This window comes from Pseudomonas sp. TH21, from assembly GCF_016651025.1.
Lineage (GTDB): Bacteria > Pseudomonadota > Gammaproteobacteria > Pseudomonadales > Pseudomonadaceae > Aquipseudomonas > Aquipseudomonas aylmerensis.
In genome coordinates this window covers 5,815,990-5,828,985 of sequence record NZ_JAEKEQ010000001.1, presented here as the reverse complement: position 1 = coordinate 5,828,985, position 12,996 = coordinate 5,815,990, and the positions used below count along the sequence as shown (strand labels likewise).

The window sequence follows — 12,996 nt, the reverse complement described above, 5'->3', positions numbered from 1 at the left end:
CTCTCCTGAACACGGTTGATACGAAACTATAAGCCAGCGCCCACCTTTGAGCGCATCCACCGCGAAAGGGCGGGGTGCTTGTGAGACCAGCACCGGCATCCGGCAGTTCGCCGTTATACTCGCCGCTCTGCTTTGGAGCCAGTATGAATTCGTTGCCGATCGATGATGTTTTACCCGCCCTGCGTGACGCCTTGGCGAATCGCCATGAAGCCGTGCTGGAAGCACCGCCCGGCGCCGGTAAAACCACACGTGTGCCCTTGGCCTTGTTGAACGAGCCCTGGCTGGCCGGGCAGACCATCCTGATGCTCGAACCGAGGCGCCTGGCGGCGCGTGCTGCCGCCGAACGGCTGGCCAGTGAACTGGGCGAAAAGGTCGGCGACACCGTCGGCTATCGCATCCGTCTCGACAGCAAAGTCGGCCCCAATACACGGATTGAAGTGGTCACCGAAGGCATCCTCACCCGTCGCTTGCAGGATGACCCGGCACTTGACGGCGTGGGCCTGCTGATCTTCGACGAATTCCACGAACGCAGCCTCGACGCCGACCTGGCGCTGGCCCTGAGCCTGAACGGGCGCGAGCTGTTTCGCGATGAGCAGCCGCTGAAAATCCTGCTGATGTCCGCGACCCTCGAAGGCGAGCGCCTGGCCAGCCTGCTGGACGACGCGCCGATCCTGCGCAGCGAGGGACGTATGTTCCCGGTGCAGACGCGCTGGGGCCGGCCGTACCAGCCGGGTGAATTCATCGAGCCGCGTGTGGTGAACACTCTCCTCGAGGCCCTGCACGACGAGTCCGGCAGTGTGCTGGTGTTTTTGCCGGGGCAGGCGGAGATTCGTCGGGTCCATCAACAACTGGCTGACGCCCTGGGCGACCGCAGCGATGTGCTGCTGTGCCCGCTGCATGGCGAGCTGGACCTCAACGCCCAGCGCGCCGCCATCGACCCGGCCCCGCCCGGCAAACGCAAAGTGGTACTCGCCACCAACATCGCCGAGACCAGCCTGACCATCAATGGCGTACGTGTGGTGATCGACGCCGGCTTGGCGCGCGTGCCGCGTTTCGACCCTGGCAGCGGCATGACCCGCCTCGATACCCAACGCATCTCCCGCGCCAGTGCCACCCAACGCGCCGGCCGGGCAGGGCGCCTGGAGCCGGGGGTGTGTTATCGCTTGTGGTCCGAGGACCAGCATGAAGGCCTGGCGGCGTATGGCAGTGCGGAAATTCTCGCCGCCGATCTCGCCGGCCTGGCGCTGCAACTGGCGCGTTGGGGTGTCACACCCACGCAACTGGTGTGGCTCGATGTGCCGCCGACCGCCGCCTATGCCCAGGCCCAGGATTTGCTGCAGCGCCTGGGGGCCTTGAATGAAGACACGCTGACCGCGCATGGCCAGAAAATGGCCGAGCTGCCGGCCCATCCGCGTATCGCCCATCTGCTGTTGCGCGGCCAGGATCTGGGCCTCGCGGCGACCGCGTGTGAGGTCGCCGCGCTCTTGGGGGAGCGCGATATTTTGCGCGGCGCTGGCGCGGATTTGCACAGTCGCCTGGCGTTGCTGTCCGGTGAAGAACGCGCGCGCGGCACCCAAGGCGGCGTGCAGCGGGCCAAGCAACTGGCGCGGCAATACCGTGGCTATCTAAGAGGCAAGGCCACCCAGCCGGTGGCCGATCCCGACCACCCACGCTGGCTCGGTGCCCTGCTGGCGCTGGCCTACCCGGACCGCGTCGCCCAGCAACGTCGCCCCGGTGGCGCCGAATATCGCCTGGCCAATGGCCGCGCGGCCTTGTTCGCCGAGGCCGACAGCCTGATGAAACAGCCCTGGCTGGTGATCGCCGACCTCGGCAGTCGCCAGGGCCAGCGTGAAGAACGTATCTACCTGGCGGCCGATTTTGATCCGGCACTGTTCGACACGGTGCTGGCCGAGCAAGTGCGCACCGTGGACCAGCTGGATTGGGACGAGCGTGAAGGCGTATTGCGTGCCGAACGCCAGCGCAAAGTCGGCGAACTGGTGCTCAGCCGTGAACCGCTGACCGGCCTGGACGAGTCCGCCCGCAGCCAGGCGCTGGTCAACCTGGTGCGCCGCAAAGGCCTGGAGTTGCTGCCCTGGACGCCTGAGCTGCGCCAATGGCAGTCCCGCGTGATGCTGCTGCGCCAGCTGGACGCCGGCAAAACCAGCGAGTGGCCAGACATCAGCGACACCGCCTTGCTCGCCAGCCTCGAACACTGGTTGATGCCCTACCTGGGCAAAGTCTCGCGCCTGAGCCATTTCGCCCACCTGGATATTTCCAGCTTCCTGCATAACCTGTTGCCGTGGCCGCTGCCCCAGCGGCTCGACGAGTTGGCGCCGCAACATGTGAAGGTGCCATCGGGCTCGTCAGTGCGTTTGGACTACAGCGAACAGCCGCCGATTTTGGCGGTGCGCCTGCAGGAATTGTTCGGCCTGGCCGACACCCCGCGCATTGCCGGCGGGCGCCAAGTGGTGAAGCTGCACCTGCTGTCCCCGGCACGGCGGCCGGTGCAGGTGACCCAGGATCTGGCGAACTTCTGGCGCAGTACCTACGCCGAAGTGAAGAAGGATCTGAAGGGCCGTTACCCCAAGCACTATTGGCCGGATGACCCGCTGGTGGCGGAGGCGACCGCCAGGATCAAGCCGAGAAAGTAGCGACCACCTGGATCAAGTGTGGGAGCTGGCTTGCCTGCGACTGCGGTGCAGCCGACACACCGCGTCGTTTGCATCGCCGGCAAGCCGGGCTCCTACAAGTGTTGGTTATTGCGCGGTAGGCAGCAGGAATCGTGCGATCACCGGCAGATGGTTGGAAATACGCAAGGTATCCTCCTGCCGCACCTTGGCCTGCACCCGTTTAATCCGTGGGCTGTAGAACAGGTAATCGAGCGTGCGATCCGGGCCTTCGATGCTGGGATCATTCGGGAAGTGCGTCAGCCATTTCTCACGATCAATCCCGCTCGATTCGCTGTTACTCGGGATCATCGGGTACTTGTCCCACAGCAGGTGCAGCTCGCTGTCCGGCGAATATTGCCCGCGCTTGCCGGCGTCCAGGCGCAGGAATTGCCCCAGGGGCAGCAGGTTGAAATCGCCGCCGATCAACCAGGGCGTGCCGCGACCTTCGAATTTATCCAGCAACTTGACCGTGGTTTGCACCTGCGCCTGCACCGCGCTGCGGCCCGGGGCGTCGCCGTCCAGGCGGGTGTTGAGCACTGCCAGCTGGCCGCCATCACTCAGTGGCAAGTAGGTCAGCAGCAGGGCTGGCTTTGGCTGGAACTGACGGCTGATGAAGTTGGCGTCCGGCGCCGGCAATTGCAGGCGCTCGGCGTGTTCGATCTGGTAGCGGCTCAGGGTCGCCAGCTTGCGGCCGACGCTGCCGAAGATATGCCGGTCGGGGACGAAGTCGGCTTTCCAGTCGAAGGTCTGGGCGCTGCAGGGGTAGAGGTCGACCAGGCGTTCCTGGAGCAGGGCCAGTTGGTCCTGGTAGTGGGAGGGCTTGGCGTTTTCGTCGAGTTCCTGCAGCAGCAGGATGTCGGGTTGTTCGTCGCGGATCACCCGCGCCACTTCGTCGAGGCTGGCGGCCATGTCTTCCACGGTGGGGCGGTCGTCGGGGCCGCTGCCGTCGGTGGTGTCGTACCAGAACACGTAGTTCTTGCCGGCCAGGTATTGCACGTTCCAGGTCATGACCTTGAGCGCCTGCCCTGGCAACAGGGTCGGCGCACGCGGCGCAACACAGCTCACGGGCAGGATTTCCTTGGGCTCGGGGCGCCAGGTCAGGCTGTAGATCAGGGCCGTCAGCAGGCCTGCAATGATCAACAGGCCCAGCAAGGTTATGCGCAATAAACGGGTCATCGGCTCGGCTTATAGCGTTTCGGGAGTGGCACGGAGCATATCACCGCGCGTCGGCATCGCCACCGATCAGCATGAATAAACGAAACAGCACCACACTGGTAAACAGCTGCAGGAAGCTGTGCGCGCTGTCGATCAGCACGCCGAGCAACGGCGCAGGCTCGGGATAGGCCGCCACACTGGCGCCCTTGAGCAGCCACAGCGGTGTCATCACGCACAACAGGCACACCAGGATCCGCCAGAAATGCCCACGGGTCAGGCGGAAGCTTTCCTTCATTGCCTCCAGCGCCGGCATGCTGCGCAGTACCAGCAGGTACTCGGCAAACGCCAGCACCACCATCAACCACAGGCCCGGCAGGAAATACAGCGACAGGCCAAGCAGAATCAGCAAGGTGCTCATGGCCGTCAGCAGGGCGAAGCGCGGCCACAGGGTCAGCGCCATCGCCCACACATCCTTGGTGCGCGGCGACTCGCCCCGGGTGCGGGCGTCGAGAAACAGGATCAAGGCGCCGGTGTACAGCGGGTACACCAGCAATCCCACCACCACGCTGTAGCCGGGGAAGGCATCCGGGCCCAGCGTGTGGTCGAGCACCTGTTGCAGCAGGGCCTCCAGGATGACCAACGGCAGGCATAGCTGAACGATGGCACCCAGGTTGTTCCGGGTAAAACGGAAAGAGTCGCGCAATACGTCTAACGGATTCATCAGGTTCATCGCAGGCCTGGAAACAAGGGCGACACTTTAACCGATCAGGGTTGCAGGGACGCAAACGTAAACCTTGAGTAAAGACCATTGAAACAACTGGTAACAGCCCCATAACTAGAGTGCACCTGGCCTGATCACAGGCAGGACCACGATTTCTACCGGCAATCTAACGAGGTCGCCATGAACAGCGAAGAGCAAACCCTGATCGATGGACTGTTTTCACGGTTGCAGCAAGCCGAAACGGACTCAGCCCCCCGCGATGCGCAAGCAGAAGCGCGGATCAAGGAGCACATGACTCGCCAACCGGCCGCCGGGTATTACATGACCCAGTCGATCCTGGTGCAGGAACACGCGCTCAAGAGCCTCGACGCGCAGAACAAGCAGCAGGCGCAGCAGATCCAGCAATTGCAGGAGGAGCTAGAGCGCGCCAAGTCGTCGCAGGCAGCCCCTGCAAGCGGCGGCGGCTTCCTGTCGAGCATCTTTGGCGGCGGTTCCCGCGATCCGCAGCCAAGCCAGAGCGCCCCGGCTTCGTCGGGTGGCTGGCGTGAACCGGGCAGGCCTGCGTTTGGCCAGCCTGCGCCGCAGCAGAACTATGGCGCGCCCCAGCAGAACTACCAGCAACCGCAGCAGGCGCCTGCAGCCCCGATCGGCAGCGGCTTCCTCGGCGGCGCACTGAAAACCGCTGCAGGCGTGGCCGGTGGTGTAATGCTGGCCGAGGGCATCAGCAGCCTGTTCCACCACAACCAGCAGCCGCAGGTAGTGGAAGAAATCATCGAGCAACCGGCGCCGGCCAGCGACCAGGGCGGCTGGGGCAACGATGACCAGCGCTTTGCCGGCAATGACAGCGACGGCTGGGGCAGCAACAACTCGGACAGTTTTGCCGACAGCGACTATTCCGACGACTCCTCTTCCTTTGGCGACGACGATTCCTTCGTCTGACCTGCACTCAACCGGGGCGCTGTGTCGCCCCGGTCTGATTTTTCCCGGAAACGTTCTCGCGACTGGCATACTGGCACCCTTTCCGGGCGCTGGCGCCTGGCTGTCATGAGGAAGTGCGGTGAAGAAAATTGCAGTGTTCGCCGATGTACAAAACCTCTATTACACCGTCCGCCAGGCCTATGGTTGCCATTTCAACTACGCCGCCCTGTGGGCTGATATCAGCGCGCGCGGGCAGATCGTCGAGGCCTATGCGTATGCCATCGACCGAGGCGACAGCAAGCAGCAGCAGTTCCAGCAGATCCTGCGCAACCTGGGCTTCACGGTGAAACTCAAGCCGTATATCCAGCGCAGCGACGGCTCGGCCAAGGGCGACTGGGACGTGGGCATCACCATCGACATCATGGACGCCGCCGACCACGTCGACGAAATCGTGCTGGCCTCCGGCGACGGTGACTTCGACATGCTGCTCGACCGCATCATCCACAAGCACGGCGTCGAAGCCGTGGCGTATGGCGTGCCGGGGCTGACGGCCAACTCGTTGATACGCGCTGCCAGCCGCTACGTGCCGATCGAAGGCGCGTTGCTGCTCAAATAAGCGCTACGGCGCAATAAATAGTTAGACGGAGTTGGAACAGGTTTGGAACGTATAGCGGTCATCGACTTTGAAACCACCGGCATCACCCCGAGCAGCCACTGCCGGGCCACGGAAATCGCCGTGGTCATCCTCGAACGTGGCCAGATCGTGGACCGTTACCAGAGCCTGATGAACGCTGGCGTGCGCGTGCCCGGCTTTATCGAACAGCTCACCGGCATCAGCAACGCCATGCTGCGCAGCGCGCCGCCGGCTGAGCGGGTGATGAACGAGGTGAATGAATTCGTCGGCACCACGCCGCTGATGGCGCACAACGCTGCGTTCGACCAGAAATTCTGGGATTACGAACTGGGCCTGATCCGCCGCACCCGCCTGCAGAAATTCGCCTGCTCCCTGCTGCTGGCGCGCCGCCTGATGCCGTCGGCGCCGAACCACAAACTCGGCACGTTGAACGCCTTCGCCAAGCTGCCCCACACCGGCCAGGCTCACCGGGCGCTGGCGGATGCGGAAATGGCCGCCAACCTCACGGCGCACCTGGCCCAGGAACTGCGCCGCACCCACGGATTGCGCGAACTGTCCCACGACCTGCTGTGCACCTTGCAGAAAGTGCCGGCGGCGAAGATCAATGAGCATCTGAAGAAACATCGCGGGTTCTGATAGAACAACGCCGTTCAAATGTGGGAGGGGCGGTGTTCATCGAGGCTGCACACACTCCAGCGCCCGATCCACCACCCCCTTCGCCATCTCCACCAAATGCATCACCGCCCGCTGCTGCACATCCATCGCTTTGCCCGACGAGTGCGCAGAGCCCACCGCGTAATGCAGCACATCCGCCGCGCAAATGAAAGGGAGTGGTCTTGCTGGCCATTGAAGCAACCGCTCTTTTTGGGGGCGCTTATCTGCTTTCTGAATAGTCAGTAGGCTTGGCCTTGCTGTCCTGTCGGACCATTCTGGATTTTCCCTTCTCCCGTCTATGCCCCTTCGCTGCGACCTAAGATCCCGGCTGTCATTTACGTACAGGGACTACGTCATGCAGGAAAGCGATCTTCACACAGCAATCAGGCGAAGCCAGTTTGAGCTCCAAGGCACCGGCATCGATTTCGGCTCAACTTCAAGCATGGCGTTTCATTTGGGAAACACGATGACAAGTTGCCCGGCAGTCATGGTTTTACCTCATTCGCCAGGCTGGACACATGGCGCCAGTTACCAGTTACTCAAGCCCGTTCATGCGGACTCCTCGGTGCCGAGCACCACGTTTGACGAACTCTGGAAATGTACCCAGCAACACTATGGCTTGACGGCGGCAACGGTTCTGACTGGCGCCGCCGGCATACCTATAAACAAAATTGCCGTGGGCACTTGGGTTCATGTTGGTTCTAGCAAAACGACGAACCTGGCGAGTCTCATCGGAATGCGCTTTTTCCCTCGTACATTGATCAGGCAACCCACGGTGGCCAGAATGGCGAAAGCAACGTTTGGCACCGTCCGGGTATTTGGCATTATTGGACGGGGCATTCCTTTCGTTGCTGCGGGGTTGGCTGTCTTTGATCTAATCAGTATTGGTAAGTGCGCCTATGAGGCAAGAAATGGCAGCTAGCCCGACTAGAGCCGAGATCAGCGAAAAGGTGATTCAGCTATTCGTCGATATCATCGGTTTCATCGACCGAAGTCAGGTCACCGAGCAAACGGACTTCATCCATGACTTCAAGATTATTGATGATGATTTGACCTGCTTTGTCATGCAGATCAAGTGGCAATTCAACTTGCAAGCGACGCAGAAAGATTGGGATCACATCACCACCATCGAGCAGGTGGTCGATTTGATTGTTCAACGCTCACAGCTGTGTTGAAGCAACTGACGTCATCGCGGGCAAGCCCAGCTCCCACAGTTGACCGAGTTGCCCGGACTGTATGCGGTCTAGTGTGGGAGCTGGCTTGCCTGCGATGGCGTCGGTAGGGCCTACCTGCAAGTCAGGGAATAAACGCCATCACTGATGCTGGTGATCCCGAACCGCCTTCCAGTCCTAGTACACCTATCACTAACGTGGCGCCCTTGGCCGGAAGCCGGTCGAGGTGGGTCAGGCACTCCAGCACAATCCCGTTTCCCGCCAACACGGCATGGTTTGTCGCGAAGGCGGTGCTTTGCCCTGGATCAACCCCGTGGGTATCAATGCCAACCCCGGCAATCTGGCGCTGTTCGAGCAAAAATCGAATCGCCGCTTCACCAATCCCAGGGAAGTGTGAGCCTTGCGCGTCCTGCCCAAAAAACGCTATCGGGTCGTTCCAGAGGTGTTGCCAGCCGGTGTACATCAGCACCACCGAGCCAGGTTCGATAAGCCCGTGCTGACGTTCCCACGCTTCAATATCCAGTGGGCAGATTTCGTAGTCTGGATTGCTCTGGGTTTTACCGTGCACATCGATCACTACGGCGGGCCGCACCAAGTCTTCGGGTCGATAACCATCAATCCCCATTCCACCAGCATAAAAACTATTCGGCGCATTCATATGCGTGGCGCTATGTTCACCCATGCTGAACCGCCGAAGGAAATAGCCGTCCTTGTCCCGTGACGCGACGTCTTCAAACGCCACCGGCGGGTCCCCCGGCCACAGCGGAATACGCGGGGAGATCGGGTGACTGAGGCTGAAGACCTTGCTGGGCTTATCCACCATTTTTGCCCTCCAACTGCCCCAACGGCACCCGCCGCTCTATCGCGCTCGACAAGATGATCGAGGTCTTGCTGAACCCGAACTTCGCTACCCGGTTGATCAAATTCTCCAACTCCGGCATCGAGCCCACCGCTGCCTGCATGATCACGCACGGATCGCCCGTGACCCGGTGGCATTCGGTCAGTTCGGGGATTTCGGCCAGGGCGTCGTAGACCTTCTGGCTGCCGTGGTTGGTCAGTCTCAGTTCCATCACGCACTGAATCGGCAGGCCGACTCTGGATAAGTCCACCTTGGCCTGATACCCGGTGATCACGCCGCTGGCCTCCAGCTTGGCCACGCGTTCGGCGACGGCGGGGGCGGAGAGATTTACCGTGCGCGCCAGTTGCGCGTAGGAAGCGCGGCCGTCTTCGAGCAGGGCGCTGAGGAGCATGCGGTCGTATTTGTCCATGATAAGGCTCCAGGAGCGCTTGGCTTTCGAAAGTAGGGGTTATAGCCCTGATAACCATGTTTTGAAAAGTGTACTGGCGGATTAAACAGGTTTTGTAACTTATGTTTAGGCGCCTGCCTTTTTAGAATAAGCCTCTCTCATTTCTGCCATAGAGCTGCCCAATGCCAGGCCCACGTCGCTTTCCCTTACCGTTGATCGCCGCTTTTTTTGCGTTGTATGTGATTTGGGGCTCCACCTACCTGGTGATCCGCATCGGCGTGGAATTCTGGCCGCCGCTGATGCTGGGTGGGATTCGCTTCCTGGTGGCGGGGGCGGTGATGTATGGCTTCTTGCGTTGGCGCGGGGCGCCAGCGCCGACCTGGGAGCAATGGAAAGCAGCTGCCAAGATCGGCATTTTGCTGCTGACCTTCGGCAATGGCGCGGTGAGTGTGGCCGAGCACACCGGCGTCTCGTCCGGTGTGGCGGCGCTGGCGGTGGCGACCGTGCCGCTGTTCACCTTGCTGTGCGGTTATTTCTGGGGCGCGCGTAATACCCGCCTGGAATGGGCGGGCGTGATCCTGGGGATGATCGGTATCGCCATGCTCAACATGGGCAGCACGTTGCAGTCGAGCCCGATGGGCGCGGCTTTATTGTTGTTTGCCGCGGCGTCGTGGGCGTTCGGTTCGGTGTGGAGTCGGCGCCTGCCGTTGCCGCCGGGGGCAATGGCCAGTGCGGCGGAAATGCTGGTGGCCGGCGTGACGCTGTTGATCGCCAGCGCGCTCACCGGTGAGCACCTGCAAGCCATGCCGCCGCTGGAAGGCTGGCTGGCCCTGGCGTACCTGGCCGTGTTCGGCTCCATCATCGCCTTCAACGCCTATATGTACCTGCTCAAGCATGTGCGTCCGGCGGCGGCGACCAGCTATGCCTACGTCAACCCGGCGGTGGCGGTGTTGCTGGGGATCGTGTTCATCGGCGAGACCATCGGCCTGGAAGAAGCCCTGGCGATGCTGGTGATTATCAGCGCGGTGCTGTTGATCAGCCTGCCCCAGTGGCGCAAGCCCAAGCCGGAAATAAGGTAAACTGCCGCGCATTACGCCCTTGCGCTGAATTTTTCCTACGGTAAACACATGACTTTCGCCACACTTGGCCTGATCGAACCCTTGCTGCGCGCCCTTGAGACGCTTGGCTACCAGACCCCGACGCCGGTGCAGGCGCAAGCCATTCCGGCGGTGCTGGCCGGTCGCGACCTGATGGCTGCGGCCCAGACCGGCACCGGCAAGACCGCCGGTTTCGCCGTGCCGCTCCTGCAATTGCTGACAATGGAAGGGCCCAAAGTCGCTGCCAACTCGGCCCGCGCACTGATCCTGTGCCCGACCCGTGAACTGGCCGAGCAGGTTCACGCCAGCGTTGCCGAGTACGCCCAACACCTGCCGCTGACCACCTACGCGGTGTACGGCGGCGTGAGCATCAACCCGCAGATGATGAAGCTGCGCAAGGGCGTCGACATCCTGGTCGCCACACCGGGCCGGCTGATCGACCTGTTCCGCCAGAACGCGCTGAAACTCAACCAGCTGCAGACCCTGGTGCTGGATGAAGCCGACCGCATGCTTGACCTGGGCTTCTCCGAAGAACTGGCGAACATCTACCGCATGCTGCCGAAGAAGCGCCAGACGCTGCTGTTCTCGGCGACCTTCTCCGATGACATCCGCGTGCTGGCCGGGCAGATGCTCAACGACCCGCTGAGCATCGAGGTCAGCCCGCGCAACGTCGCCGCCAATACCGTGAAGCAATGGGTGGTGCCGGTCGACAAGAAGCGCAAGCCCGAGCTGTTTGTGCACCTGATGCGCAAAGGCCGCTGGAAGCAGGTGCTGGTGTTCGCCAAGACCCGCAATGGCGTGGATGCGCTGGTGGATAAGTTGCAAGGCCTGGGCATCAATGCCGACGGCATCCATGGTGATAAACCCCAAGCGACCCGCCAACGCGCGCTGGACCGTTTCAAATCCAGCGAAGTGCAGATCCTGGTGGCCACCGACGTGGCGGCCCGTGGCCTGGACATCGAAGACCTGCCGCTGGTGGTCAACTTCGACCTGCCGATCGTGGCTGAGGATTACATCCACCGCATTGGCCGTACCGGCCGTGCGGGCAACACCGGCGAGGCGATTTCGCTGGTGTGCGCTGATGAAGTGAACATGCTGTCGGCCATCGAGATGCTGACCCGTCAGACCTTGACCCGCAAGATGGAGCCGGATTTCGAACCGGAACATCGCGTGCCGGATACCGATGCCAGCGGGCAGGTGGTGAAGAAACCGAAAAAACCGAAGAAGCCCAAGACTTCCGGTGGTGGCGGCAAGCGCAACCTCGGCAAGTGGGTGGACAGTGGTGAGGTGGCGCCGGCGGAGCCGTCGATCAAGCCGGTGCGCAAGGTCCCGGTTTTTAATACCGGGCCGCGCAAGAAGAAGTAACTGACCTTTGTGGTGAGCGGGCTCGCCCCGCGTTGGGCCGCGAAGCGGCCCTAAAACCTGCAAGCGCGGTTTATCTGTTAAAACCCAGCGGGTTTATTGGGGCTGCTCCGCAGCCTAACGCGGGGCAAGCCCGCTCGCCACAAGCCACTCCAACATTCCGCGCCCGGCTGCTTGCCCGCTGGCAAAACACCCCGTCAGCAAATACCCGCCGGTCGGCGCTTCCCAGTCGAGCATCTCCCCTGCGCAAAACACCCCCGGCAATTGCTTGAGCATCAACCGCTCATCCAACGCCTCGAATGGCACGCCACCGGCGGTGCTGATCGCCTCATCCATCGGCCGGGTTTTCACCAGGGTCAGTGGCAGCGCCTTGATATCAACCGCCAACTGCGCCGGATCATGAAAGTGCTCCGCCGGGGTCAACTCGCGCAGCAGCGCCGCTTTCACCCCATCCAACCCCAACTGACTGTGCAAATGCTTGCTCATCGAGCGCGAGCCACGTGGCTTGGCCAGGGCGGCCTGGACCTTGTCCAGCGGCTTGCTCGGCAGCAGATCGATATGCACGGTGGCCGCGCCGTCACGGTTGATGGCTTCACGAATCGGCGCCGACAGTGCGTAGATCAGGCTGCCCTCGATGCCCGTCGCGGTGATCACGCACTCGCCCAGTCGAGGCTTGTCATCCGCCACGCCGATAGCGACGTTTTTCAACGGCGCGCCGGCGAATTTGCTCACCATCAAATCGCTCCAGGCCAACACCTCGAAGCCGCAGTTGCTCGGTTGCAGCGGGGCGTAGGGCACGCCACGGTCTTCCAGCAACTTGAGCCACGCACCATCGGAGCCCAGGCGCGACCAGCTGCCGCCGCCCAGGGCCAGTAGCACGGCATCGCTGTGGATAGTTTTTTCGCCGTCAGGGCTGTGGATAAGTAAGTCGCCCTCGGCATTCCAGCCGAGCCAGCGATGGCGGGTGTGGATAACCACGCCCTGGTCACGCAGGCGCTTGAGCCACGCACGCAGCAGCGGTGCGGCTTTCATGTCGGTCGGAAACACGCGACCGGAGGTGCCGACAAAGGTCTGGATGCCCAGGCCGTGAATCCACTCGCACAACGCCTCGGCGCCAAACGCGCGCAGTAACGGCGCCATCTGCGGCGCGCGCTCGGCGTAACGCGACAGGAACGCCGGGTACGCCTCCGAATGGGTGATGTTCATGCCGCCCACGCCCGCCAGCAGGAACTTGCGCCCCACGGAGGGCATGCCGTCATACAGGTCGACCCGCACGCCTGCCTGGCTCAAAACTTCGGCGGCCATCAGCCCGGCGGGGCCGCCGCCGATAATGGCAACGTGGGAGAGAGCAGTAGCGGACATCAGCA

General features: G+C 62.3%; 13 protein-coding genes and 1 pseudogene. 8 read left to right on the top strand and 6 right to left on the bottom strand.

Going from position 1 to position 12,996, the window contains the following annotated elements; genetic code table 11:
* Positions 1-143 precede the first annotated feature (143 nt).
* Entirely contained in the window at positions 144-2,651 is a 2,508-nt protein-coding gene (gene hrpB, locus JFU04_RS25780; RefSeq protein WP_201145949.1) for an ATP-dependent helicase HrpB, read from the top strand.
* A gap of 105 nt (positions 2,652-2,756) precedes the next feature.
* On the opposite strand, the gene JFU04_RS25775 is transcribed toward hrpB, so the two are convergent.
* Together JFU04_RS25775 and JFU04_RS25770 are read right to left on the bottom strand one after the other, a co-directional pair.
* Positions 2,757-3,845 (bottom strand): endonuclease/exonuclease/phosphatase family protein, encoded by a 1,089-nt coding sequence (locus JFU04_RS25775; protein WP_201145948.1) that lies wholly within the window; start codon positions 3,843-3,845, stop codon positions 2,757-2,759.
* Positions 3,846-3,885: 40 nt separating this feature from the next.
* Positions 3,886-4,545, bottom strand: a complete 660-nt coding sequence (locus JFU04_RS25770; protein ID WP_065910342.1) for a YciC family protein — start codon at positions 4,543-4,545, stop codon at positions 3,886-3,888.
* 180 nt (positions 4,546-4,725) lie between these two features.
* Between JFU04_RS25770 and JFU04_RS25765 the strand changes: the two genes are divergently transcribed.
* The 3 genes from JFU04_RS25765 to JFU04_RS25755 all read left to right on the top strand — a co-directional run bounded on the left by JFU04_RS25765 (position 4,726) and on the right by JFU04_RS25755 (position 6,733).
* Entirely contained in the window at positions 4,726-5,484 is a 759-nt protein-coding gene (locus JFU04_RS25765; RefSeq protein ID WP_201145947.1) for a DUF2076 domain-containing protein, read from the top strand.
* Positions 5,485-5,602: 118 nt separating this feature from the next.
* On the top strand, positions 5,603-6,079 hold the full coding sequence (locus tag JFU04_RS25760) for a LabA-like NYN domain-containing protein (RefSeq protein ID WP_034117765.1): 477 nt from the start codon (positions 5,603-5,605) through the stop codon (positions 6,077-6,079).
* A gap of 42 nt (positions 6,080-6,121) precedes the next feature.
* Positions 6,122-6,733 (top strand): 3'-5' exonuclease, encoded by a 612-nt coding sequence (locus JFU04_RS25755; protein ID WP_065910125.1) that lies wholly within the window; start codon positions 6,122-6,124, stop codon positions 6,731-6,733.
* 36 nt (positions 6,734-6,769) lie between these two features.
* Here the strand turns inward: JFU04_RS25755 and JFU04_RS30370 are convergent.
* Positions 6,770-6,913, bottom strand: a pseudogene (locus tag JFU04_RS30370) (DUF3077 domain-containing protein); the annotation flags it as partial.
* A gap of 193 nt (positions 6,914-7,106) precedes the next feature.
* On the opposite strand from JFU04_RS30370, the gene JFU04_RS25750 reads away from it, so the two are divergent.
* Both JFU04_RS25750 and JFU04_RS25745 read left to right on the top strand, forming a co-directional pair.
* Positions 7,107-7,673, top strand: coding sequence for a hypothetical protein (locus tag JFU04_RS25750; RefSeq protein WP_065910126.1), 567 nt, complete (start codon positions 7,107-7,109; stop codon positions 7,671-7,673).
* Positions 7,663-7,926 (top strand): hypothetical protein, encoded by a 264-nt coding sequence (locus JFU04_RS25745; protein WP_065910128.1) that lies wholly within the window; start codon positions 7,663-7,665, stop codon positions 7,924-7,926. Before JFU04_RS25750 ends, JFU04_RS25745 begins: the two co-directional genes overlap by 11 nt.
* 121 nt (positions 7,927-8,047) lie before the next feature.
* Here JFU04_RS25745 and JFU04_RS25740 read toward each other — a convergent pair whose 3' ends face one another.
* Together JFU04_RS25740 and JFU04_RS25735 are read right to left on the bottom strand one after the other, a co-directional pair.
* Positions 8,048-8,746, bottom strand: coding sequence for a cyclase family protein (locus tag JFU04_RS25740; protein WP_065910130.1), 699 nt, complete (start codon positions 8,744-8,746; stop codon positions 8,048-8,050).
* Positions 8,736-9,191, bottom strand: a complete 456-nt coding sequence (locus JFU04_RS25735) for an Lrp/AsnC family transcriptional regulator (protein WP_201145946.1) — start codon at positions 9,189-9,191, stop codon at positions 8,736-8,738. Before JFU04_RS25735 ends, JFU04_RS25740 begins: the two co-directional genes overlap by 11 nt.
* A 161-nt stretch (positions 9,192-9,352) precedes the next feature.
* On the opposite strand from JFU04_RS25735, the gene yedA reads away from it, so the two are divergent.
* Both yedA and JFU04_RS25725 read left to right on the top strand, forming a co-directional pair.
* Positions 9,353-10,249, top strand: a complete 897-nt coding sequence (gene yedA, locus JFU04_RS25730) for a drug/metabolite exporter YedA (RefSeq protein WP_201145945.1) — start codon at positions 9,353-9,355, stop codon at positions 10,247-10,249.
* A 48-nt stretch (positions 10,250-10,297) separates the two neighbouring features.
* A complete protein-coding gene (locus JFU04_RS25725) occupies positions 10,298-11,632 on the top strand; it encodes a DEAD/DEAH box helicase (protein WP_065910135.1) in 1,335 nt (444 codons plus the stop codon).
* Positions 11,633-11,746: 114 nt separating this feature from the next.
* Here the strand turns inward: JFU04_RS25725 and JFU04_RS25720 are convergent, their stop codons facing one another.
* The gene (locus tag JFU04_RS25720) at positions 11,747-12,991 is read right to left on the bottom strand and encodes a TIGR03862 family flavoprotein (protein WP_201145944.1); all 1,245 of its coding nucleotides are present in this window, start codon (positions 12,989-12,991) and stop codon (positions 11,747-11,749) included.
* Positions 12,992-12,996 lie beyond the last annotated feature (5 nt).